This is a genomic window from Microbacterium sp. Marseille-Q6965 (assembly GCF_946151065.1).
Taxonomy (GTDB): Bacteria; Actinomycetota; Actinomycetes; order Actinomycetales; family Microbacteriaceae; genus Microbacterium.
Map to the genome: position 1 here is coordinate 381,198 of NZ_CAMGZA010000001.1, position 21,678 is coordinate 402,875.

General features: G+C 72.0%; 21 protein-coding genes. 11 read left to right on the forward strand and 10 right to left on the reverse strand.

What is annotated here, in order from left to right; translation table 11 throughout:
- Positions 1-63 precede the first annotated feature (63 nt).
- The 3 genes from N8N77_RS01915 to aztA are packed head-to-tail and all read right to left on the reverse strand — an operon-like array spanning position 64 to position 2,687.
- Complete coding sequence (locus N8N77_RS01915; protein WP_261164193.1) at positions 64-402, reverse strand: hypothetical protein; 339 nt, start codon at positions 400-402, stop codon at positions 64-66.
- A 32-nt stretch (positions 403-434) separates the two neighbouring features.
- Positions 435-1,991: a signal recognition particle protein gene (gene ffh / locus N8N77_RS01920; protein ID WP_261164195.1), complete on the reverse strand. Its 1,557-nt coding sequence runs from the start codon at positions 1,989-1,991 to the stop codon at positions 435-437.
- Positions 1,992-2,003: 12 nt separating this feature from the next.
- Entirely contained in the window at positions 2,004-2,687 is a 684-nt protein-coding gene (gene aztA / locus N8N77_RS01925; protein WP_261164197.1) for a zinc ABC transporter ATP-binding protein AztA, read from the reverse strand.
- A 57-nt stretch (positions 2,688-2,744) separates the two neighbouring features.
- On the opposite strand from aztA, the gene aztB reads away from it, so the two are divergent.
- Genes aztB through aztD form a run of 4 tightly spaced genes read left to right on the forward strand, consistent with a single transcriptional unit; the run spans position 2,745 to position 7,011 of the window.
- On the forward strand, positions 2,745-3,620 hold the full coding sequence (gene aztB, locus N8N77_RS01930; RefSeq protein ID WP_261164199.1) for a zinc ABC transporter permease AztB: 876 nt from the start codon (positions 2,745-2,747) through the stop codon (positions 3,618-3,620).
- 24 nt (positions 3,621-3,644) lie between these two features.
- Entirely contained in the window at positions 3,645-4,883 is a 1,239-nt protein-coding gene (locus tag N8N77_RS01935; RefSeq protein WP_261164200.1) for an ABC transporter, read from the forward strand.
- A complete protein-coding gene (aztC, locus tag N8N77_RS01940) occupies positions 4,880-5,794 on the forward strand; it encodes a zinc ABC transporter substrate-binding protein AztC (RefSeq protein ID WP_261164202.1) in 915 nt (304 codons plus the stop codon). Before N8N77_RS01935 ends, aztC begins: the two co-directional genes overlap by 4 nt.
- 23 nt (positions 5,795-5,817) lie before the next feature.
- Positions 5,818-7,011: a zinc metallochaperone AztD gene (aztD, locus tag N8N77_RS01945; RefSeq protein ID WP_261164204.1), complete on the forward strand. Its 1,194-nt coding sequence runs from the start codon at positions 5,818-5,820 to the stop codon at positions 7,009-7,011.
- A gap of 73 nt (positions 7,012-7,084) precedes the next feature.
- Here aztD and N8N77_RS01950 read toward each other — a convergent pair whose 3' ends face one another.
- On the reverse strand, positions 7,085-7,660 hold the full coding sequence (locus tag N8N77_RS01950) for a TetR/AcrR family transcriptional regulator (RefSeq protein WP_261164206.1): 576 nt from the start codon (positions 7,658-7,660) through the stop codon (positions 7,085-7,087).
- 83 nt (positions 7,661-7,743) lie between these two features.
- On the opposite strand from N8N77_RS01950, the gene lipB reads away from it, so the two are divergent.
- From lipB to N8N77_RS01980, 6 genes are all read left to right on the forward strand, one after another.
- Positions 7,744-8,388, forward strand: coding sequence for a lipoyl(octanoyl) transferase LipB (gene lipB / locus N8N77_RS01955; protein ID WP_261164207.1), 645 nt, complete (start codon positions 7,744-7,746; stop codon positions 8,386-8,388).
- On the forward strand, positions 8,385-9,401 hold the full coding sequence (gene lipA / locus N8N77_RS01960) for a lipoyl synthase (RefSeq protein WP_261164208.1): 1,017 nt from the start codon (positions 8,385-8,387) through the stop codon (positions 9,399-9,401). Before lipB ends, lipA begins: the two co-directional genes overlap by 4 nt.
- Positions 9,402-9,496: 95 nt before the next feature.
- On the forward strand, positions 9,497-11,122 hold the full coding sequence (locus tag N8N77_RS01965) for an ABC transporter substrate-binding protein (RefSeq protein WP_261164209.1): 1,626 nt from the start codon (positions 9,497-9,499) through the stop codon (positions 11,120-11,122).
- On the forward strand, positions 11,119-12,123 hold the full coding sequence (locus N8N77_RS01970) for an ABC transporter permease (protein ID WP_396652764.1): 1,005 nt from the start codon (positions 11,119-11,121) through the stop codon (positions 12,121-12,123). Before N8N77_RS01965 ends, N8N77_RS01970 begins: the two co-directional genes overlap by 4 nt.
- On the forward strand, positions 12,120-12,944 hold the full coding sequence (locus N8N77_RS01975) for an ABC transporter permease (protein ID WP_261164211.1): 825 nt from the start codon (positions 12,120-12,122) through the stop codon (positions 12,942-12,944). Before N8N77_RS01970 ends, N8N77_RS01975 begins: the two co-directional genes overlap by 4 nt.
- Positions 12,941-14,434: an ABC transporter ATP-binding protein gene (locus N8N77_RS01980; protein WP_261164212.1), complete on the forward strand. Its 1,494-nt coding sequence runs from the start codon at positions 12,941-12,943 to the stop codon at positions 14,432-14,434. Before N8N77_RS01975 ends, N8N77_RS01980 begins: the two co-directional genes overlap by 4 nt.
- Here N8N77_RS01980 and N8N77_RS01985 read toward each other — a convergent pair.
- The 4 genes from N8N77_RS01985 to glgC form a co-directional block, all read right to left on the reverse strand.
- A complete protein-coding gene (locus N8N77_RS01985; protein WP_261164214.1) occupies positions 14,380-15,468 on the reverse strand; it encodes a VanZ family protein in 1,089 nt (362 codons plus the stop codon). The genes N8N77_RS01980 and N8N77_RS01985 overlap by 55 nt on opposite strands.
- Before the next feature lie 31 nt (positions 15,469-15,499).
- Positions 15,500-16,000, reverse strand: a complete 501-nt coding sequence (locus N8N77_RS01990; protein WP_261164215.1) for a DUF2004 domain-containing protein — start codon at positions 15,998-16,000, stop codon at positions 15,500-15,502.
- Positions 16,001-16,063: 63 nt separating this feature from the next.
- Positions 16,064-16,933, reverse strand: a complete 870-nt coding sequence (ftsY, locus tag N8N77_RS01995) for a signal recognition particle-docking protein FtsY (RefSeq protein WP_261164216.1) — start codon at positions 16,931-16,933, stop codon at positions 16,064-16,066.
- Positions 16,934-16,955: 22 nt separating this feature from the next.
- On the reverse strand, positions 16,956-18,203 hold the full coding sequence (gene glgC / locus N8N77_RS02000) for a glucose-1-phosphate adenylyltransferase (protein ID WP_261164217.1): 1,248 nt from the start codon (positions 18,201-18,203) through the stop codon (positions 16,956-16,958).
- Between the two features lie 129 nt (positions 18,204-18,332).
- Here glgC and glgA point away from each other — a divergent pair, with 129 nt between their 5' ends.
- Positions 18,333-19,526, forward strand: a complete 1,194-nt coding sequence (glgA, locus tag N8N77_RS02005) for a glycogen synthase (RefSeq protein ID WP_261164220.1) — start codon at positions 18,333-18,335, stop codon at positions 19,524-19,526.
- Positions 19,527-19,530: 4 nt separating this feature from the next.
- Here the strand turns inward: glgA and N8N77_RS02010 are convergent, their stop codons facing one another.
- Complete coding sequence (locus N8N77_RS02010) at positions 19,531-20,475, reverse strand: diacylglycerol kinase family protein (RefSeq protein ID WP_261164223.1); 945 nt, start codon at positions 20,473-20,475, stop codon at positions 19,531-19,533.
- 82 nt (positions 20,476-20,557) lie between these two features.
- The gene (locus N8N77_RS02015) at positions 20,558-21,667 is read right to left on the reverse strand and encodes a methyltransferase (protein WP_261165592.1); all 1,110 of its coding nucleotides are present in this window, start codon (positions 21,665-21,667) and stop codon (positions 20,558-20,560) included.
- Between the last annotated feature and the right edge of the window lie 11 nt (positions 21,668-21,678).

Here is a 21,678-nt window from a genome sequence, read left to right on the forward strand (position 1 = left end):
CCGGCCTGATCGCGAAGGGCCCGGAGCCCCGTGGCTCCGGGCCCTTCGCCATGCCCGCCGGTGTCAGAGCCCGTGCAGATCCACGGCGACGGTCGCCTCGTGCGGACCGCCGCACTCCTCGGACCCGCCCACGCGCATCCACCGCGGGGTGGTGTCTTCCTGCGCCAGGACGACTCCCTCGGCATCGAGCAGGCGAACGGTGATCCGGTCGGGCGAACTCATGCCCACGGGAAAGACCCACACGTCGCCCGAGCGGGCCTCCGCCGGGGCGCATTCGTCATCCACGCACGCGACGAGCTCCGCCACGCGCGTGACATCGCCACGCACCTCGACGGTCAGCTCGTTGATCCAGCCGACGGCCGGGCAGGCCGTCGGCACGCACGCCGCCGTTCCGATGCCCACGCCGCGATTATGCCCGCGGAAGGCGCCCGGTGTCAGCGGCGGCCGAAGAGCTTCTGAATCTCCGCGAGGTCGGCCTCGGTCGGCTGAGGGGCGCCGGCGCCCAGCCCGAAGCCCGATCCGCTCGGCTGCTGCTGGGTCGAGAGGCCGGCGTTCTCCGCGGCGCGCTTGGCCGGGTTGCCCGAACGCGACCCGCCCTTCTTCTTGGCCTGCTTGCCGCGCTTCGCACTCGCACCGGGGCGACCCATGCCCGGCATGGCGCCCATGCCCGGAATGTTCGGCGTGCCGCCGCGTGCGACGGTCTTCATCATCTTTGCCGCCTGCTCGAACCGGTTCACAAGCTGGTTCACGTCGGTGACCGTCACACCCGAGCCGCGCGCGATGCGGGCACGACGCGAGCCGTTCAGGATCTTCGTGTTCTGCCGCTCGGCCGGTGTCATGGAGCGGATGATCGCCTCGGTGCGGTCGATCTCGCGCTCGTCGAAGTCCTCGAGCTGCTGCTTCATCTGGCCCATGCCCGGGAGCATCCCGAGCATCTTCTTCATCGAGCCCATCTTCTTGAGCTGCTGCATCTGCTCGAGGAAGTCCTCCAGCGTGAAGGCCTCCTTCGCGAGCTTCTCGGCGACCTTCTTGGCCTCCTCCTCGTCGAAGGCCTGCTGGGCCTGCTCGATGAGGGTGAGGATGTCACCGAGGTCGAGGATGCGGCTCGCCATGCGATCGGGGTGGAAGGGCTCGACGTCGTCGAGTCCCTCGCCCGTGGACGCGAAGATGATGGGCCGACCGGTGACCGACGCGACCGACAGCGCGGCACCGCCGCGCGTGTCGCCGTCGAGCTTGGACAGCACCACGCCCGTGAAGCCCACACCCTCCTGGAAGGCGCGCGCCGTGTTCACGGCGTCCTGACCCGTCATCGCATCGATGACGAACAGCACCTCGTCCGGGTTCGTGGCCTTGCGGATGTCGGAGGCCTGCTTCATGAGCTCCGCGTCGACGCCGAGGCGGCCGGCGGTGTCGATGATGACGACGTCGTGAAGCTTCTGGGTGGCGAACGCGACGCCGTCGCGCGCGACGCGCACCGGGTCGCCCACGCCGTTGCCCGGCTCGGGTGCGTAGATCGCGGCGCCGGCGCGCTCGGCGACCACCTGCAGCTGGTTCACCGCGTTGGGGCGCTGCAGGTCGGCGGCGATCAGGAGCGGCGTGTGGCCGTCCTTCTCCAGCATCTTGGCGAGCTTGCCGGCGAACGTCGTCTTACCCGATCCCTGCAGACCCGCGAGCATGATGACGGTCGGCGGGGTCTTGGCGAACTCCAGCCGGCGCTGCTCTCCGCCGAGGATGCCGATGAGCTCCTCGTTGACGATCTGGACGACCTGCTGCGCGGGATTCAGCGCGCGGTTCACCTCATCGCCGAGGGCGCGCTCGCGCACCCTCGCCGTGAAGGCCTTGACGACCTCGAGGGCCACGTCCGCGTCGAGCAGGGCGCGCCGGATCTCGCGGACGGTGCCGTCGACGTCCGCCGCCGACAGCTTGCCCTTCGTGCGGAGATTGCGGAACGTCTCGGTCAGACGCGAGGAGAGATCGCCGAATGCAGCCATGGTGCTACGAGTTTACGCGAGGGCCGCCTGCACACCGTCCGTGACGATCATTCCGTTCTCGAGCCGGATCACCCGGTCGGCCGCGTCGATCGCGTCGTCGTCGTGCGTGACGCACAACACCGCCACTCCCCTCTCCGCCTCGTCGGCGAGGGCGACCCGCACGCGGTCGCGGCTGGCCGCGTCGAGGCCGGCGGCGGGTTCGTCCAGAATCAGGATGTCGGCGCCGCGCGCCAGCCCCTGCGCCAGCAGCGCGCGCTGGCGTTGCCCGCCCGAGAGCTCCACGAGGCGGCGGTGCTCCATCCCGGCCAGGCCGACGCGCGCGATGGCCGCCGCGACGTCGCGGCGACGACGCGCCCGCGAACGCCGCGGCGAGCCCCACGTGCCCATGCGCACGACGTCGTCGACGGTCAGCGGCAGCGCATCGGGTACGTCGGGTCGCTGCACGACCAGCGCGAGCGAACCGCCCCGCACGATCGTGCCCGCGCGCGGACGCTTCACGCCCGCGAGCAGCTCGACGAGCGTGGACTTGCCCGAGCCGTTCTCGCCACACAGCGCCGTCACGGTCCCCGGCGCCAGCTCGACGGAAACGGCATGGACGACATCCGCGCCGTCGTAGGCGAAGCAGACATCCCGGGCGCGCAGCCGGGGGTCGCGGAGCGGCCGAGCGGGGCCGGGGCGTGTGGAGAGGACGGACACGCCGACCACTCTACCCGTTTTTGATAATCGTTCTCACTCTCGGTACGGTCGGTGATCATGTCGTGGATCGTCGAACCCTTCGCCGTGGACTTCATGCAGCGCGCCCTGCTGGGCGGCGCCATGGTCGCGGCCATCTGCGCCGTCGTCGGCACGTGGGTCGTCATCCGCGGGATGGCGTTCCTCGGCGAGGCGATCGGCCACGGCATGCTGCCGGGCGTCGCGCTCGCGACCGTGCTGGGCGCTCCCCCGCTCGCCGGCGCGGCGGCGAGCGCGATCGCCATGAGCGCGGCGATCGGCGCCCTCCAGCGGCGCGGTCGATTGTCGTTCGACTCCACGATCGGGCTGCTGTTCGTCGGGATGCTGTCGCTCGGCGTGATCATCGTGTCGCACTCGCGCAGCTTCGCCACCGACGCGACCACCATGCTCTTCGGCGACGTGCTGGCCATCCGCGGCCCCGAGCTTGCGACGATCGCCATCGCCCTCGTCGTCACGCTCACCGTGACCACGGTCGGCCACCGCGCCTTCGTCGCCGCCGCCTTCGACGCCCGCGTCGCGCATGTGCTCGGACTGCGCCCTCTGCGCGCACAGGTGGCACTCGTCGGGCTCGTCACACTCGCGGTCGTCGCGTCGTATCAGGCCGTCGGATCGCTTCTCGTGGTGGGACTGCTGCTCGCACCCGCGATCGCGGCGGGGCCCTGGACGCGACGCATCCCGGTGCGCATGGCGGTCGGGGCGGCCCTCGCCATGCTCGCGGTCGTCGCCGGGCTGCTCGTCTCCTGGCACGCCGGCACGGCGGCGGGCGCGAGCATCGCCGCATCCTCCATCGCCATCGCCGTCGCGAGCGGACTCGCCCGCGCCGTGTGGGATCGGGCCGCCTCGCGCGACGCCTCCCATGCATCCCGGCCCTCGCCGGCGGCGTCCGCCTCCTCCTGACACACCCGCAACCGGAAGAGTTCCATGCCACATCCCCGCCTCCGCGTCCCCGTCTCGCTCGTCCTCGCCGCCGGCCTGCTGGCCGGTTGTGCCGCCCCGTCCGAATCACCCTCCGCAGCGCCGTCCGAGGCCGCCGCATCCGACGGACACGGCGCCGTCGAGGGCGCCGCAGAGGTCGCCGAACCGCAGCTGCACCTCGTCACCGTCGCGCCGAACGGCGCGGTGGGGTCGATCGATCTGCTCAGCGAGGAGCGGCGCGATATCGGGTCGATCGGGACGCCCACCAATGTCGTCACCGATGGGCGATACGCGTTCGCGACCACCGAGGCCGGCGTCGAGATCGTCGACAGCGGCATGTGGACGTGGGACCACGTCGACCACTTCCACTACTACCGCGGCACACCCTCGGTGCTGGGGACCGTTCCGGGCTCGGGCGAAGCGGTCATCGTCACGAGCAACTCGTCCACCACCGGCTCTGCCGGGGTGTTCTTCCCCGAGACCGGCGAGGCCGTGCTGCTCGATGTCGAAGCGCTGGCCCGCGGCGAGGTGCGCGAATCGTTCCGCCTCGAGCTGGCGCCGCACCGCGGACTGGTCGCGCCGCTGGGCGACGGGGGCGTCGTCACGGTGCCCGACGACTCCGGCCGCGTCACCGCCGTGCGGCACCACTCCTCCGACGGCGCGCCGGGCGAGACCGCCGAGTGCCTCGATGCGGCCGGCGCCATCACGACGCGCGTGGGGCTCGTCATCGGCTGCACCGATGGGGCGCTCCTCGTCACCGGCGAGGGCGGTTCGCCCCTCTTCGAGCGCATCCCGTACCCCGCGGGCGCCACCGCCCCCGCGGCCACGTCCTTCGCCAACCGCGAGGGGCGCCCCACCGTGGCCGGCCTCGCAGGCGACGCCGGTGTGTGGCTCCTCGACACGCGCGAGCGCTCCTGGTCGCTCGTGCCCACCGCGACGCGTCTCGTCGCCGCCTCCACCGCGGACGACGAGGCGGGCCACCTCGTCGTGCTCGACACCGAAGGGCGGCTGCGTGTGCTCGACGAGACGGGTGCCGAGCTGGCGCTGACCGAACCCGTCGTCGCCGGGGCGCCTCTCGACGCCGGCTCCCCGAGAGCCGCGCACCTCACGGTCGATGCGGAACGGGCGTACGTCACCTCCCCCACCGACGGCATCGTCTCGGAGATCGCCTACGCCGACGGAGCGCGTGTGGCGCGGACGTTCGAGATTCCCGTCGGCGCCTTCGCCGTGGAGGTGGGTCGATGATTCGCGCCACGCGCCTCGCCCTCGTCGCCCTCGCGGGTGCGGCCCTCGCCGGATGTGCCGGCGCGCCGACGGGGGACGACCGTCCCGACATCGTGGTGACGACGAACATCCTCGGCGACGTGGTGAGCAACCTCGCCGGTTCGCGGGCCGACGTGACCGTCCTCATGCGCCCCAACGCCGACCCGCACTCCTTCGAGATCTCGGCCCAGGAGGCGGCGGCGATGAGCGATGCCGACCTGCTCGTCTCCAACGGGCTCGGACTTGAGGAGGGCCTGCAGCAGCACCTCGACCGGGCGGCGGCCGAGGGCGTGACGACGTTCGTGGCCGGTGACCACGTGGAGGTCCTCGCCTATGCGAGCGAGGAGGCCGGCGGTGCGGACGATCCGCACTTCTGGACGGACCCCGCGCAGATGCTCGCGGTCGTCGATGCGCTGGAGGCGGAGCTCGCCGCGCTGGACGGCCTCGACCCGGAGCGGCTCGAGGCCGACGTCGCGGCATACCGCGCGGACCTCGTCGCGCTCGACGAGGAGATGTCCGCCGCGTTCGCGGAGGTCCCCGCCGAGCGGCGACAGCTCGTCACCAACCATCACGTGTTCGGTTACCTCGCCGAGCGGTTCGGCTTCGAGATCGTCGGCGCGGTCATCCCGGGCGGCACGACGCTCGCTGCCCCGAGCGCGAGCGACCTGCGCGGGCTCACCGACGCGATCCGCGCCGCGGGGGTGCGGACCATCTTCGCCGAGTCCTCGCAGCCGGATCGCCTCATGCAGGTGCTCGCCGAGGAGGCCGGGATCGACGTGCAGGTGACGGAGCTGTTCACCGAGTCGCTCACCGCCGCGGGCGGAGGCGCCGACACGTACCTGTCCATGATGCGCACCAACAGCGCACGCATCACCGAGGGCCTCTCCCGATGAGGGGCCGAATGAAGGGAAACACCATGAGACGACGACACCACCGGCTGCTCGCAGCGGCGACCGCGCTCGGCGCCGCAGGGCTGCTCCTGGCGGGCTGCGCGACCTCGCCGGGTTCTGCCGACGCCGAGGCCCAGGCGCCCGAGACCCCGGCGGTCGAGGGCCGCCTGGCCGTGGCCTTCGAGAACGGGCTGGCCGTGCTCGATCCGGAGACCCTCGAGATCGTGGGCGAGTTCGAGACCGAGGAGTTCACGCGGCTCAACGCCGCCGGCGACGGGCGCCACGTGCTCGTGACCACGTCGGAGGGCTTCCAGGTGCTCGATACCGCCGCCCCCGAGCTGACGGACCTCGTCTTCGAGGCGGATACGGCCGGCCACGTCGTGCGGCACGGCGGCAAGACCGTGTTGTATGCCGACGGCACGAGCGAGACGACCATCTTCGAGACCCACGCCCTTGCCGACGCGAAGGGCGAGCTGCCCGAGACCCAGACCCACCGCGCCGAGGCGGCCCATCACGGGGTCTCGATCGTGCTGGAGGACGGCACGCTGCTCACGACGGTCGGCGACGCCGACGGACGCACGGGGGCGATGGCGCTGGAGCCGCACGAGGACCATTGGGACGAGCTGGCGGTCTCCGACCAGTGCCCGGGGATCCACGGCGAGGGCACGGCCCAGGACGAGGTGGTGGTGTTCGGCTGCGAGAACGGCGCGCTGCTCTACAAGGACGGCGAGTTCGTGAAGCTGCAGGCACCGGCCGAGTACGGTCGCATGGGCAACGCATACGTGTCGGAGAGCAGCCCCATCGTGGTGGGCGACTACAAGGACGACCCCGATGCCGAGGGCTACCTCCTGCACGCGGTGACGCTCATCGACACGGCCGCCGAGACCTACGAGGTCGTCGAGCTGCCGATCGAGTACACCTTCCGCGACGTGGCCCGTGGCCCGGAGGACCGGGCGTACATCCTCGCGACCGACGGATCGATTCACGTGCTCGACCCCGCCACGGGCGAGCTCGTGGACGAGTTCCCCGTGATCGAGCGGTGGGAGGGCCCCGCCGAGTGGCAGGACCCGCACCCCGCCATCGTCGTGAACGGCGACATCGCGTATGTCACCGAGCCGGCGGCGAACAGCGTTCACGCCGTCGACCTGACCACGGGAGAGGTCGTCGCGTCGACCCAACTCGACGAGGCTCCTAACGAGATGGCCGTCGCCCTCGGCTGAGCCCGCACCGATGCACCGTGCCCCGGGTGGAGGACCGCCCGGGGTACGGTCGTTCCCCCTCGACGCGATCCCGTCAGGGCTGGCCGGCCCGGGCGCCGGGCACGGCCGCCAGGGCCTCGCGGAGCACCGCGATGAGCGGGCGCGCGCCCGGCCCGATCCGCGACCAGTGCCGTATGGACGCGATGACCGCTGCGCCGTATGCGGCCCCTGCCACGTCGGCGGCCAGCTCTCCCTCCCCACGGCGCCGCAGCGCCTCGGCGACGAGACGGCCCATGCGCACCAGACGAAGCGCGGATTCTCGCTCCAGCTCCGCCTCGATGCCCATCGCCGCGACGTTCGCATACGCGAGCGCGAGGGCGTCCGGTGCGAAGCCGTCGGCCATGCCCACCACGGCCGCCGCCGGATCCGCCCCGGCGCCGAGGTCCGCCGCGAGCGCGTCGATCCGCTCGTCCAGCCCCGCCCACAACAGCGAGGACTTGGAGGGGGCGTAGTTGAAGAAGCTCGACCGCGCGATCCCGGCCCGACGGGCGATGTCCGCGACCGAGGTGTCGTCGAAGCCCCGCTCGAGGAAGAGCTCGCAGGCGGCCTCCGCGAGCATCTCGCGCGAGATCGCCTTCGGCCTGCCGGGCCGTCCCGCCGCGTTCTGCACGGCACCAGTGTAGGCTCGCGGCTATTATTGGACACCGTCCAGTAATACGGGGGACGATGTCCGGCCGGACGGGGAGGCTCGCCATGATCGATGTGCTCGATGCGGGGTTCGCGCCGGACGTCGTCCCCTACCTCGACGGCTGGGCGCTGCAACGCCACATCCACGCGCAGGTGCGTGACGGCAAGCGCAGCGAGACGCTGATCCTGCTCGAGCACGAACCGGTGTTCACGGCCGGCTCGCGCACGCGCCCCGAGGACCGGCCGCGGGGATCGGACATTCCGGTGATCGACGTGGACCGCGGCGGTCGGATCACGTGGCACGGCCCGGGGCAGCTGGTCGGATACCCGATCATGCGCGTGGCGGACCGCGGCGACGCCGTCGCGTGTGTCCGCGCCATCGAGCAACTGCTCATCGACGTGCTCCGCCGATACGGGGTCGACGGGCGGCGCATCGAGGGGCGCAGCGGCGTCTGGGTCGACCGCGGCGCGGAACCCGCGGCGAAGATCGCGGCGATCGGCATGCGCGTGCAGCAGGGCGTGACGATGCACGGCTTCGCCCTCAACTGCGACAACCCGCTCGCGCCGTTCGAGCAGATCGTGCCGTGCGGTCTGAGCGACGCCCGCACCACCACGATCGCGCGCGAGGCTGGCCGCGACCTGTCGCCTCGCGACGTCAAGGACGCCGTCGCCGACGCCTTCCGCACCGTCTTCGAAAGGACCCCCGCGTGAGTGCCTGCTCCCCCACCTCCTCCCCGACGACCGCGCCGAACGGGCGCCGCCTGCTGCGCCTCGAGGTGCGCAACGCCGCCACGCCGATCGAGAAGAAGCCCGACTGGATCAAGACCCGCGTGCGTCAGGGCCCCGAGTACCGACAGCTCCACGAGCTCGTGAAGGGAGAGGACCTCCACACGGTGTGTCAGGAGGCGGGCTGTCCCAACATCTACGAGTGCTGGGAGGACCGCGAGGCGACGTTCCTCATCGGCGGCTCGCAGTGCACGCGCCGCTGCGACTTCTGCCAGATCCACACCGGCAAGCCCGCCGCGTACGACACCGACGAGCCCCGACGGGTCGCGGAGTCCGTGCGGCGCATGGGGCTGCGCTACGCGACGGTCACGAGCGTGGCCCGCGACGACCTGCCCGACGAAGGCGCGTGGCTCAATGCCGAGACGGTGCGGCTCATCCACGAGCTGAACCCGAACACCGGCGTCGAGTTGCTCGCCAACGACATGTCGGGCAAGTCGCAGCACCTCGGGCAGGTGTTCGACGCGCGGCCCGAGGTGTTCGCGCACAATGTCGAGACCGTGCCACGGGTGTTCAAGCGCATCCGGCCGGCCTTCACGTACGAGCGTTCCCTCGGCGTCCTCACGCAGGCGCACGACGCGGGACTCATCACCAAGTCGAACCTCATTCTCGGCATGGGCGAGGAGCCAGAGGAGGTCGTTCAGGCGCTCCACGATCTGCACGACGCCGGCTGCGACATCATCACCCTCACCCAGTACCTGCGTCCTTCCCCGCGCCACCTGCCGGTGCAGCGCTGGGTGAAGCCCGACGAGTTCGTCGAGCTGAAGCAGGTGGCCGAGGAGATCGGCTTCCTCGGCGTGCTGGCCGGCCCGCTCGTGCGCTCCTCGTACCGGGCAGGGCGGCTCTGGGCCCAGTCCATGCGCGAGAAGGGTCGCGACGTCCCCGAGCACCTGCGCCACCTCGTCGACGAGGCGCCCGCCGAGTTCGCGCAGGCGGTCTGAGTCTCTCGAGGCGGCGCCCGGAACGCAGGCTCGCGGTAGGCTGGACCACTGCGATCCATTGTTGGACGCGATCCATCTTTCACCCGAAGGACGTCATGAATCGTCGTGCCCTGCCCGCGCTCGCCGCGGGAATGCTCGCCCTGCTGCTGGCCGGCTGCACCGGAGGCGGCTCCCCCGATGAGAGCAGCGGGCCGGTCGAGGGCGGCACGCTCGTCTACGCCACCGGCGACGCCGAGCCCACCTGCCTCGACCCCCACGTCGGCGGCAACTACCCGCAGGCGCTGCTGGCGACGCAGTTCCTCGAGCCGCTCGTGGGGCGCAGCGAGGACGGCGAGATCGTGCCGTGGCTCGCGACCGAGTGGTCGACGTCCGAGGACGGGCTGACGTGGGACCTCACGCTGCGTGACGACGTGACGTTCACCGACGGCACGCCCTTCGACGCCGAGGCCGTCAAGGTGAACATCGAGCACCTGCAGGATCCCGACACCGGGTCGTCCACCGGCTGGCTCGCCGTGCAGCAGATCGACTCCGTGGAGCCGGTCGATGCCACGCACGTGCGCTTCCATCTCTCCACGCCCAAGTCGGCGCTGCTCGAGGTGCTCAGCCAGCACTGGGCGGCGATGCAGTCGCCCGCCGGCATCGCGCGTGGCCAGGAGGAGAACTGCCGCGCACCCATCGGCACGGGCCCCTTCGTCGTCGAGAGCTGGACGCCTCAGGACCGCGTCGTGCTCACGCGCAACGACGACTACGTCCCCACGAACCCCCAGGGGCACGACGGTCCCGCCTACGTGGAGCGCGTCGAATGGCGCTTCATCCCCGATGCCGCCACCCGACAGGCCGCGCTCGCCTCGGGCGAGGTGCACGTCATCGACAACCCGCTGCCGTCCGACATCGCGGCAGCCGAGGGCCAGGGCATCGAGCACATCGACGCACCGCGCCCGGCGTCGTCCAACCGCATCGAGCTCAACTCCAGCCAGCCGCCGTTCGACGACCCGCTCGTGCGCGAGGCGTTCGTCCGCGCCGCCGACCCGAACCCCGGCATCGAATCGCTCTTCCACGGCACGGCCGAACGCTCCTACTCCGTGCTCTCGAGTGTCGAGCCCATGGGCGTGTCCGATGAGGAGCTGTTCGCCACCGACCCCGACGGCGCTGCCGAGCTGCTGGACGAGGCCGGCTGGGACGACGCGGACGGCGACGGCGTGCGCGAGAAGGATGGGGTGCCGCTCACCGTGCGCTTCCCGGTGTCCACCAACCAGTCCACGGCGGCCGAGCAGTCGCTGTTCGAGCAGATCCAGGCGAACACCGCCGCCGTCGGTTTCGACGTCCAGCTCGAGCCGGTCGACCTGTCCAGCTGGTACGCGGCACTGGCGGCGCATGAGTACGAGGCGGTGTCGGCGCCCTACACGACGGTGGGGCCCGATGTGCTGCGCATCCTCTACCACTCCGACGGGACCGTGCCCGCGCCGTCGGGCTACTTCGCCAACCACGCCATGCTCCAGGATCCCGAGCTGGACGCGTTGCTGGAGGCGGCCCTCGCCACGACCGACGATGCCGAGCGGGCCGACCTCTACGCCGAGGCCCAGCGGATCATCCTCGACAGCTACACCGTGCTGCCGCTGTACGACCAGCAGAACCACTTCCTCACGAAGGGCGTCACGGGCGTCGAGCCGCTGCACACCATCTCGACGCCGCTGCTGCTGAACGCCCAGCTGCGGGGATGATGCGGGCGCGGGCGCTCCCCGCGCTGCGATGGATCGCGGGGCGAATCGGCGGCGCGCTGCTGGTGGTGTGGCTCGTGGCGACCATCGTGTTCTTCGCGCTGCGGTCCTCCGGGGACCCGCTGGAGGCGATCCTGGGCGGCCCGGGGTCGCAGGCCGGCCCGGAGGCCGTCGCCGCGGCCCGGGAGCAGTACGGACTCGACCAGCCGCTGGTCGTGCAGTACCTCGTGCAGCTGTGGCGCATCGCGACGCTGCAGCTGGGCGACTCCTATGCCCGCCGTCAGCCGGTGGGCGATCTCATCGCCGAACAGCTGCCCGGCACGCTCCTGCTGGCGGTGTTGGCGCTCACCCTCGCCTGGGCGCTGGCGGTCGTCGGCGGGATCATCACCACCTCGACCCACGGCCGACTCGGTCGACTCGCCGACGCGATCCTGCGGGGCGCCGAGATCGTCGCGACGGTGACGCCGGGGTTCTGGCTGGGCGCCGTGCTGATCCTCGTGTTCGCGTCGTCGCTCGGACTGTTCCCCGCGACGAGTCAGGGCTCCCACCCGGCGGGGCTCGTCCTGCCCGTCGTCACGCTGGCGGTACCGATCGCGGGCTTCCTCGCCCAAGTGTCGCGCGACGCGCTCCTCGAGGCCGATGCGGCGCCGTTCGCGGTGACGGCCCGGGCGCGCGGCGCGAGCGAGCCGCGCGTGCTGCTGCGGCACACCCTGCGTCATGCCTCGCTGCCGGCCCTCGCGCTGTCGGGTTGGGCCTTCGGGAACCTGCTCTCGGGCGCTGTGGTCGTCGAGGTGCTGTTCGCGCGGCCGGGACTGGGCCGCCTGCTGCAGGACGCCGCTCTCGCGCGCGACGTGCCGCTCGTCATCGGCGCCGTCACGGTGGTCGCCCTGCTGTACGTGGCCGTCGTCGTGCTCACCGACGTCGCGGAGCTGTTCGTCGACCCGCGACTGCGCGGCCCGCGGCCCGCCGCGCTGCGCGCGCCCGATGTAGCGGTGGGATCGTGACCCCCGTCGCCACGACGCGGCCGCTGCGCGGGCTCGGGGTCACGGGGATCATCGCGCTGGCGTGCCTCGCCCTCCTCCTCATCGCCGTCGTGGCGCCGGGTTTGGTCGCGCCCGGGGACCCGCTTGCCATCGCGCCGGCGGAGGCGTTCCAGGCGCCGAGCGCCGCGCATCCGTTCGGCACCGACGAGTCGGGACGCGACATCCTCACCCGGGTCGTCCACGGCACGGCGGCCTCCGCCGGCATCGGACTGGCCGCGACGGCCCTCGGCATCGGACTGGGGCTCGTCATCGGCTTCGCCGCCGGGCTCGGTCCCGCGTGGCTCGATGCAGCGCTCGGCCGCGCGATCGAGGTGCTGTTCGCGCTCCCCACGCTCGTCATGGCCCTGCTGCTCGTGGCGATCCTCGGCGCCGGCACCGGCAGCTCGGTGCTCGCGATCGGCCTCGCCACGGCGCCCGGCTACGCCCGCATCCTGCGCTCGCGGGTGCGGGGCGTCGCGCGCAGCGACTACGTCGGCTACGCGCGTCTCGAGGGCAGCGGCCCTCTCACCCTCTTCGCGCGGCACATCGCGCCGAACACGCTGTGGCCGCTGGTGTCGACGGCGACCCTCGGCATCGGCCAGGCCATCGTGTGGGTCTCCGCGCTGAGCTTCCTCGGCCTCGGCTCGCCACCGCCCTCACCGGAGTGGGGCGCCCTGCTCAACGCCGGACGCGTGTACATCTCGACGGGATGGTGGATGACGGTGTTCCCCGGTCTCGCCATCGTCGCCACGGCGACGATCCTGACCGTGCTCGGCCGCCGCCTGGCCGGGAGGCAGTCGTGAACGCCGTGGAGGTCAGGGGCCTCTCCGTCGCGCTCCCGGGAGCCGGCGAGGTCCTCCGCGACGTATCGCTCACCGTCACCGCCGGCGAGTGCGTCGCGATCGTCGGTGAATCCGGTGCGGGCAAGTCCGTGCTCGCCCGCACCCTGCTCGGTCTCACGCACGACGCGGCCGGGGCACGCGTGCGTGCCGATGCTCTGGAGATCGCCGGCCACGATGTGCGGCGCCTGAGCCGGAGCGGCCGCCGCGCGATGCGCGGCCGCGATGTCGCGCTCGTGCTGCAGGATGCGCTGCAGTCTCTCGACCCGCTCCGCACGATCGAGGCGGAGGTCGCCGAAGCCCTCGCGGTGCGCCGCGTGCCGCGCGCGGAACGACGGCGGCGCGTGCTCGAGGCGCTCACCGCGGCGGGCCTGCCGCACGTCGAGGCGCTGCTGCGACGACGGTCGGGGGAACTGTCGGGGGGAATGCGCCAGCGCGCGCTCATCGCCTCAGCCGTCGTGGGTGGCGCGGGGGTGCTCGTCGCCGATGAGCCGACCACCGCGCTCGATGCGACCACCGCCGTGCGCGTGCTCGACCTGCTCGGCCGCATGCGCGACGAGGGCGCGGCGCTCGTGCTCGTCAGCCACGATCTGCGGGCGGTGGCGCGCGTGGCCGACCGGATCGCGGTGCTCGACGCCGGCAGGGTCGTCGAGGAGGGCGCGGCGGCCAGTGTGCTGACGGATCCGCGCCACGAGGTGACAAGGGCGCTGCTCGCGGCCGTCCCCTCCGGCCCGAAGCCGAGGGGCTCCGCGTCCTCGGCGACCGACGAGCGACCTCGCTCCCCGCTGATCAGCGCCGGCGCCGTCACCAAGCGCTACCGCGACGTCGTCGCCGTCGACGCCGTCGACCTCGAGGTGCACGCCGGTGAGGTCGTCGGGGTGGTCGGCGAGTCGGGTTCGGGAAAGTCGACGCTCGCCCGGCTCCTCATCGGTGCCGAGCGCCCCGACGACGGCGTCGTCCACCGGGCGGCGTCGTGCATCCGCCTCGTGCCGCAGGATCCGCTCGGCTCGTTCGACCCCCGCCACACCGTCGAGCGCATCCTCCGCCATTCGCGGCGCGGGGACGCACCGGAACCCACGGAGTTGCTCGCGCGGGTCGGGCTGCCGCCGACGGTGCTCGACCGACGGCCGGTCACGCTCTCGGGCGGCCAGCGCCAGCGCGTGGCGATCGCGCGCGCGCTCGCGGCGCGCCCCGACGTGCTCGTCTGCGATGAGCCGGTCTCCGCACTCGACGTCACGACGCAAGCCGGCATTCTCGACCTGCTGCTGCGCCTGCAGCGTGACGAGGGCCTCGCCATGGTCTTCATCTCACACGATCTCGCCGTCGTGCGCAGGGTGAGCGATCGCGTCGCGGTGATGCGCGACGGCCGGGTGGTGGAGTCGGGGCCGACCGAGGCGGTCTACGCGGCGCCCGCCGACCCGTTCACCGCCGAGCTCATCGCGGCGGGCTCCTGACGCGCGTCCACCGGCCGCGCCCCCGAGACGAGACCGGGCAGCCCGCCGCGGCGGCGCGCGGCGAACACGAGCACGACGCTCGCGAGCGCGAACAGCGCGTCGGCGCCGGGCGTGACGATGCCCAACAGCTGCCATCCGCCGATGCCGCCCAGGTATCGCAGGAGCCCCCGCAGCACCCCGGGGCGGGCGCCGCCCTCCCACCGCACCATGACCGCGAGGTCGCCGACCGTGCGCCCGGTCGAGAGGGCCAGCAGCCCGAAGGCGGCCAGCGGGACGACCGCGGCCCACGTTCCCGCCACGGCGGTGTCCACCTGCGCCGCCGGCACCGCACCCACGTACAGCTGGTACGCGTTGATCGCGACGCCCACGATCATGCCGAGCATCGTCATCGCGAGCGCGTCGCACAGCATGGCGACCAGGCGCCGTCCGGCGCTGACGGGGCGGACGGGCGCCGTCACGGCGTGTGTGCGGCGCGAGAGCCACGGCTTCGCGGCGAGCGAGAGGACGCCGCCGAGGAGCGCGCCGGTCGTGTTGGCGAGCAGGTCGTCCACATCGAAGAAGCGGAACGCGCAGGGGTAGATCCCCCACACACCCGTGAGCTGCGTGGTCTCGATCAGCAGGGAGATGGCGAACCCGGCGACCGCCGAGGCGACCAGCCCGCGGCGCCAGCCCAGCCGAAGGAAGAACCCGAGCGGCACGAACAGAAGCACGTTCAGCGCCACCTGCATGAAGGCGGGATTGTGTCGCAGCTCGGTGAGCGAGGCGTGCGGGAACGATCGGATGTCGGCGACGAACTGCAGCGGGCGCAGCTGCGCGCCCACGCAGGAGATCTCGCCCGGGGCGGGAAGCGGCAGCAGCGTGTACGTCCACAACGCGAGGCCGTACACGAGGAACGACCCCCACAGCACGAGCTGTCCGAGGGTGAGCCGGCCCTGACGGCGGTACTGCACCGCCACAAACGGCACGAACAGCGCCAGGCCGAGAACGACGCCCAGCAGCACGGCCACGACGGCGGGCAGCAGCTGCCCGCTCACCGCGCGGGTTCCCGTCTCGCGATCGCCACGCTCAGTCGGCGCTCGTGACCGACTGGATCTCGCCGTCGCCCGACAGGTTCACCAGCAGCACGTCGTCGGCCGCGTCGGGGTCGAGCGCGTACTCCATGACGGCGAACGGATCGGAGCCGCCGTGCTCGTCGGCAAGGATCGTGACGCTGGTCAGCTGCATGGAACGGATGATGTCCACGGGCGCGTCGCCCGAGACGTCGACGAGGAAGTCCTCGAGCTGGTCACCGAGCTGCTCCTGCTGCATCAAAATGTACTCGGTGACCTCGCTGGCCCGATTGTCCACCTCTCCGAGCATCGCGATCCGCGCACGACGGTCGATCTCCTCGAGGCTCGAGACGATCGCCGCCGCCGCGTCGAGCGCGTCCTGCGTCACCTCGTCCTGGTCGGGGGCGGTCAGATCCACCGTCACCCGCATGTCCCCCAGCTCGACGTTCTCGGACCAGAAGATCGAGCCGTCTGGGCCCGTCTCCAGCAGTCCGAAGAAGTCGTGTTCGATCGCCATGGCGCTATACAACCAGCATCGTCGCGGCGGGGCCAGACACGGAGCCGCCCGGGCGCGCCGCGTTCAGGAGACGAGCTGCTCGACGAAGACGTGCGGGGTGAAACCGGTGAGGTCGCCGATGCCCTCGCCCTGGCCCAACAGCTTCACCGGGATGCCGGTGCGCTCCTGCACGGACAGCACGAAGCCGCCCTTCGCGGAGCCGTCGAGCTTGGTGATGACGAGCCCCGTGACGCCGGCGTGCTGAAGGAACGCCTCGGCCTGCTTCACGCCGTTCTGACCCGTGGTCGCGTCGAGCACGAGCAGCACCTCGCTGATGGGCGCCTGCTTCTCGATGACGCGACGGATCTTCGTCAGCTCGTCCATCAGGCCGCCCTTGGTGTGCAGTCGGCCGGCGGTGTCCACCAGCACGATCTCGGTGCCGGTCTCCTTCGCGTAGGTGATGGTCTGGAAGGCCACCGACGCGGGGTCTTGTCCCTCCTGCTGCGGGCGCACGATCGCCGCTCCCCCGCGTTCGGCCCACGTGGCGAGCTGGTCCACCGCGGCGGCGCGGAACGTGTCGGCCGCGCCCACGACGATCGAGCGCCCGTAGCGGCGCAGGAAGTGCGCGAACTTGCCGATCGTCGTCGTCTTGCCCACGCCGTTCACGCCCACGACGAGCACGACCGCGGGGCGCTCGGTGAGCGTCAGGGTGGTGTCGAACCGCGCGAAGCGCTCCTCGAGCGACTCGCGCAGCATGCGCTGCAGGTCGGCGGGATCCGTCGTGCCGTAGCGGGCGACCTTCTCGCGCAGGTCCTCGATCACCTCCTCGGTGATGTCGGGGCCGAAGTCGGCGGTCAGCAGCGCCGTCTCGAGGTCGTCCCACGTGTCGTCGTCGATCTTCGGACGCACGAACATGCCGCGCAGGGCACGCCCCAGGGACCACCGTTCTGCCATGCCGACAAGCCTAGTTCGCTCGTCACTCGCGCGTGACGTGCGCGTTCTTCCCCACCACGGTGATGCCCGTGTCGGTCACGGTGAAGCCCCGCGCGCGGTCCGCTGCCGGATCGACGCCGATCGCGGCGCCCGCGTCGACGACGACATTCTTGTCGAGGATCGACCGGCGCACGGTGGCGCCCGCGGCCACGCGGGCGTAATCGAACACGATGGAGTCGCTCAACAGCGCCCCCGATTCCACCATCGTGTGCGGCCCGACCACGCTGCGCTCGAGGTGGGCGCCGGAGATCACCGATCCCAGCGAGACGATCGAGTCGATCACGGTGCTCAGCGTGCCGCGCGCGTCGCGGGTGAACTTCGCCGGCGGCATGTTGTCCTGCCGGCTGAAGATCGGCCACTCGTCGTTGTAGAGGTTGAAGATGGGCAGCACCGAGATGAGGTCCTGGTGCGCTTCGAAGTACGACTCGATCGTCCCCACGTCGCGCCAGTAGTAGCGGTCGCGCGGCGTGCTGCCCGGCACCTCGTTGTCCTTCATGTCGTAGACGGCGGCGGTACCGCGCTCGACGAAGTACGGAACGATGTCGCCGCCCATGTCGTGCTTCGAGGCCTCGTTCTCGCCGTCGGCCAGCACGGCCTCGACGAGGGCCTCGGTGGTGAAGACGTAGTTGCCCATCGAGGCGAGCACCTCGTGCGGCGCGTCCGCGAGGCCCTCGGGGTTCTCCGGCTTCTCGAGGAACTCGCGGATGACGCCGGGGCGCTCGGCCTCGGTCTCGATCACGCCGAACTGGTTGGCGAGCGAGATCGGCTGACGGATCGCCGCGACGGTGCACTCGGCGCCCGACGCGATGTGCGCCTCGATCATCTGCTCGAAGTCCATGCGGTAGACGTGGTCCGCACCGACGACGACGATGTAGTCGGGTGCCTCGTCCCGCACGAGGTTGAGGTTCTGCAGGATCGCGTCGGCCGACCCCAGGTACCAGCGCTTGCCGAGCCGCTGCTGCGCAGGGATCGAGGTCACGTACGAGTTCAGCAGCCCGCTGAGCCGCCACAGCTTCGAGATGTGGCGGTCGAGGCTGTGCGACTTGTACTGGGTGAGCACGACGATCTGACGCAGGCCGGAGTTGATGAGGTTCGACAGTGCGAAGTCGATGAGGCGGTAGTGCCCGCCGAACGGCACGGCGGGCTTGGCGCGGTCGAGCGTGAGCGGCATCAGCCGCTTGCCCTCACCACCCGCGAGGACGATGCCCAGCACCTTCTTCGTCGCCGCCATGGAGTGCCGCCCTTCCTCGCGCCCTTGCCCGAACCCTAGTGCGGCGTCGCAGCGAAAGGGAGGGCTTGATATTCGCCCCCCGCGGGCCATACGACCCCGCGGATCGACCCGGGGCAGTACGTTGTTCGCATGCGCGTCGATCTGCTCAGCCGGGAGTACCCGCCCGAGGTGTACGGAGGCGCCGGCGTGCACGTCGCGGAGCTCGCCAGGGCGCTGCGCGACCGGCCGGGGCTGGAGGTGCTCGTGCGCTGCTTCGGCGCCCCGCGTGACGAACCCGGCACGGTGGCCTACGCGGTGCCCGCCGAGCTGCAGGCCGCCAACGGGGCGCTGCAGACGATGGGGGTCGATCTCGAGATCGCCCGCGACGCGGCGGGGGCGGACCTCGTGCACTCACACACCTGGTACGCCAACTTCGCCGGGCACGTCGCGAAGATGCTGCACGGCATTCCGCACGTCGCCACCGCGCACAGCCTGGAGCCGCTGCGCCCGTGGAAGGCGGAGCAGCTGGGCGGCGGCTACCGCCTCTCGAGCTGGATCGAGCGGGACGCGCTGACCGCGGCCGATGCCGTCGTCGCCGTGAGCGAGGGGATGCGCCGCGACCTGCTGCGCGTCTACCCCGACCTCGACCCCGATCGCGTGCGGGTGATCCACAACGGGATCGACCTGGACGACTGGCGGCGCGTAAACGATCCCGACACCGTCCGGGCTCTGGGTGTCGATCCGGACCGTCCCTCCGTCGTCTTCGTCGGCCGCATCACTCGTCAGAAGGGCCTGCCATACCTGCTGCGCGCGGCACGGCGACTGCCGCCCGAGGTGCAGCTCGTGCTGTGCGCCGGAGCCCCCGACACTCCCGAGATCATGGCCGAGGTCGAGGCGCTCGTCACCGAGCTGCACGCCGAGCGGGGCGGGGTGGTCTGGATCGACCGGCATCTGCCGCGACACGAGCTGTGCGCGCTCCTGTCGGCCGCGACGACGTTCGTGTGTCCGTCGGTGTATGAGCCGCTCGGCATCGTGAACCTCGAGGCGATGGCCTGCGGGGCGCCGGTCGTCGGCACCGGCACGGGCGGCATCCCCGAGGTGGTCGCACACGGCGTCACCGGCGCGATCGTGCCGATCGAGCAGCTGAGCGACGGCACGGGCACGCCCACCGACCCCGACCGCTTCGTGGCGGACCTGGCCGATGCCCTCACCGAGATGGTGTCGGACCCCGACCGGGCCCGCGCGCTCGGCGAGGCGGGCAGACGCCGCGCGGAGCGGGAGTTCGCGTGGTCGTCGATCGCCGATCGCACCGCGGCGCTCTACACCGCAGTCCGCAGCGCCTGACGCCTCAGCGCACCCTCAGGGCGGCGGGCTGCACCTCGAACTCGATGCGCGAGAACGCGCCCAGGATGTCGCCGTCGATCTCGAGCTCGCGCGGCTCCTCGAGCTCGACGGTCAGCGACGTCACGCGGTGGTGGGAGGTCGATCGGCTGCTCTGCGCCTCGTCGCCGCCCCCGGGCAGCAGGCGCCTCAGCCCGTTGTCCCAGAGCATGTTGCGCATGGTGTCGAGCCACCCGCCGAGCCCGGCAGCATCGAGCACGAGCACATCGAGTGCCCCATCGCGCGGATCGGCCCCGGGCAGCAGCGTGATACCGCCCTGCACCGTGCCGCAGTTGCCCACGAGCACGGTGTGCGCGGCGGTGACGATCGGGTCAGCGCCGTTCTCCGAGACGCGGAGGTCGATCACCTCGCTCGCCGAGACGGCCCGCCCGAGCGATTCCACGTAGGCGAGCCACCCCACCCGGTCCTTCAGATCGTCGCTCGTCTCGGTGATCATGTGCGCGTCGATGCCGAACCCCGCCATCACGGCGAAGGCGTGGCGCTCGCGCACGCCGTTCACGTCGATTCCGACCCAGCCCAGGTCGAGGGGCGTGGACTCGTTCCCCAGGGCGCGGGCGAACGCGGCCGGCAGGTCGTTGATGGGCACGTCGAGGTTGCGCGCCAGCAGGTTGCCCGTGCCCAGGGGCGCGATCCCCAGCTCCACGCCCTCCGCGTCGGCGACGCTCTCGGCGACGGCACGCACGGTGCCGTCGCCGCCGGCCGCGATCACGAGATTGGCCCCCTGCGCGATCGCGGCATCGGCCGCGCCGCGGCCCGGGTTGTCGGGCTCGGTGGCGACCCACGTGACGCGGGGCTCGACCTCCACGCCGACAAGGATCTCCTCCAGCGCGTGGACCATCTCGTCCTTGGAGGTCTTCGTGGGGTTCCACACGATCCCGATGTGCTGTGCCATGCGCGGCTCCTGACGTGGTTCGGCCTGGTTCGAGCCTATCGACCGTCGGGGCGGGCGGCCTCGACGGACGCGGCCGACGCGCTCAGCGGCGCTCCGACACCGTCACGGTGAACTTGGCGTTGCGGCCGGCCTGTCGCGTCGGCCCGACGAGGCGCTCGAGCTGCGGGCGATAGCCCAGGTGCGAGTTCCACACGCACCACAGCTGGCCGCCGGGGCGCAGCACGCGCGCCGCGTCGGCGAAGAGACGCGGCGCGAGCTGCGCGGTCACGGCCGCCTCGGAGTGGAACGGCGGATTGAGCAGGACGAGGTCGGCGGAGGCCGCTGGCCGCGACGACACGGCGTCGTCCCGACTCACCTCCACGCGGTCGGCCACGCCGTTGGCCGCCGCGGTGGCACGGGCCGACGAGACCGCCGCCGCGGAGCGGTCGGTCGCGAGCACGCGCGCCCCCGGGTACGCGAGGGCGTAAGAGGCGGCGAGCACACCGGTCCCGCACCCCAGATCGACGGCGTCCGTCACCTCCGGCATGTCATGGAGGAAGCCCAGGAGGAACCGGGTGCCGATGTCGATCGAGGTCCCGGCGAACGCGGCGCCACGAGCGCACACGGTGAGGCCGAGGTCGTCGTGCCGCAGGACCCGTGGCCACCCCGATCCCGTATCGGGCCGCGGCCCCGCCGCCCGCAGCACGCGCGACTTGCCGACGCCGCGATCCGCCGTCACGGCGGTGAAGTGCCGCGCGAGCACGTCGTTCATGGCGTGGCTCATGTGCTTCACCCGGCCCACCCCGACCAGCGTCACGGCGGCGTCCGCGTGCGCCGCGACCAACCCGGCGATCTCGTCCAGCGCGTCGAGAGAACGCGGCAGCTGGAGCAGTACCCTGCGCGCTCCGCGCACGAGATCGGGCTCGAGGTCGTGCCAGGTCACGCCCGGCACGACGATCGCGTCCGGATCGGCCGGCGCCGAGAGCCCCGCGTCGACGGCGTTCAGCCGCGCCGCGCGTTCCCCGGTGAGCGCGTCCTGGTGGGCGCGCACGCGCACGCCCGTGGCCGCCAACGGCAGCGCGACGGCGCCATAGCGATCGCCGATCACCACCGCGTCGTCACCGCTCAGATCGCCCGCCGCATCGAGGAGCAGCCGGTCACTGGCGTCGGCGGCGACGAGATCATGCGCCTCGAGATCGGGGCGACGCCGCATGCGTGCCGCGT

What these genes read in the sequence shown, in the direction of transcription:
- N8N77_RS01990 (WP_261164215.1), bottom strand. Translation starts at nt 16,000, where the DNA reads ATGGCGATCGAACACGACTTCTTCGGACTGCTGGAGACGGGCCCAGAC.
- N8N77_RS01970 (WP_396652764.1), top strand. Translation starts at nt 11,119, where the DNA reads ATGATGCGGGCGCGGGCGCTCCCCGCGCTGCGATGGATCGCGGGGCGA.
- glgA (WP_261164220.1), top strand. Translation starts at nt 18,333, where the DNA reads ATGCGCGTCGATCTGCTCAGCCGGGAGTACCCGCCCGAGGTGTACGGA.
- aztC (WP_261164202.1), top strand. Translation starts at nt 4,880, where the DNA reads ATGATTCGCGCCACGCGCCTCGCCCTCGTCGCCCTCGCGGGTGCGGCC.
- lipB (WP_261164207.1), top strand. Translation starts at nt 7,744, where the DNA reads ATGATCGATGTGCTCGATGCGGGGTTCGCGCCGGACGTCGTCCCCTAC.
- aztD (WP_261164204.1), top strand. Translation starts at nt 5,818, where the DNA reads ATGAGACGACGACACCACCGGCTGCTCGCAGCGGCGACCGCGCTCGGC.
- aztB (WP_261164199.1), top strand. Translation starts at nt 2,745, where the DNA reads ATGTCGTGGATCGTCGAACCCTTCGCCGTGGACTTCATGCAGCGCGCC.
- N8N77_RS02010 (WP_261164223.1), bottom strand. Translation starts at nt 20,475, where the DNA reads ATGGCACAGCACATCGGGATCGTGTGGAACCCCACGAAGACCTCCAAG.
- ffh (WP_261164195.1), bottom strand. Translation starts at nt 1,991, where the DNA reads ATGGCTGCATTCGGCGATCTCTCCTCGCGTCTGACCGAGACGTTCCGC.
- N8N77_RS02015 (WP_261165592.1), bottom strand. Translation starts at nt 21,667, where the DNA reads ATGCGGCGTCGCCCCGATCTCGAGGCGCATGATCTCGTCGCCGCCGAC.
- N8N77_RS01935 (WP_261164200.1), top strand. Translation starts at nt 3,645, where the DNA reads ATGCCACATCCCCGCCTCCGCGTCCCCGTCTCGCTCGTCCTCGCCGCC.
- ftsY (WP_261164216.1), bottom strand. Translation starts at nt 16,933, where the DNA reads ATGGCAGAACGGTGGTCCCTGGGGCGTGCCCTGCGCGGCATGTTCGTG.
- glgC (WP_261164217.1), bottom strand. Translation starts at nt 18,203, where the DNA reads ATGGCGGCGACGAAGAAGGTGCTGGGCATCGTCCTCGCGGGTGGTGAG.
- N8N77_RS01965 (WP_261164209.1), top strand. Translation starts at nt 9,497, where the DNA reads ATGAATCGTCGTGCCCTGCCCGCGCTCGCCGCGGGAATGCTCGCCCTG.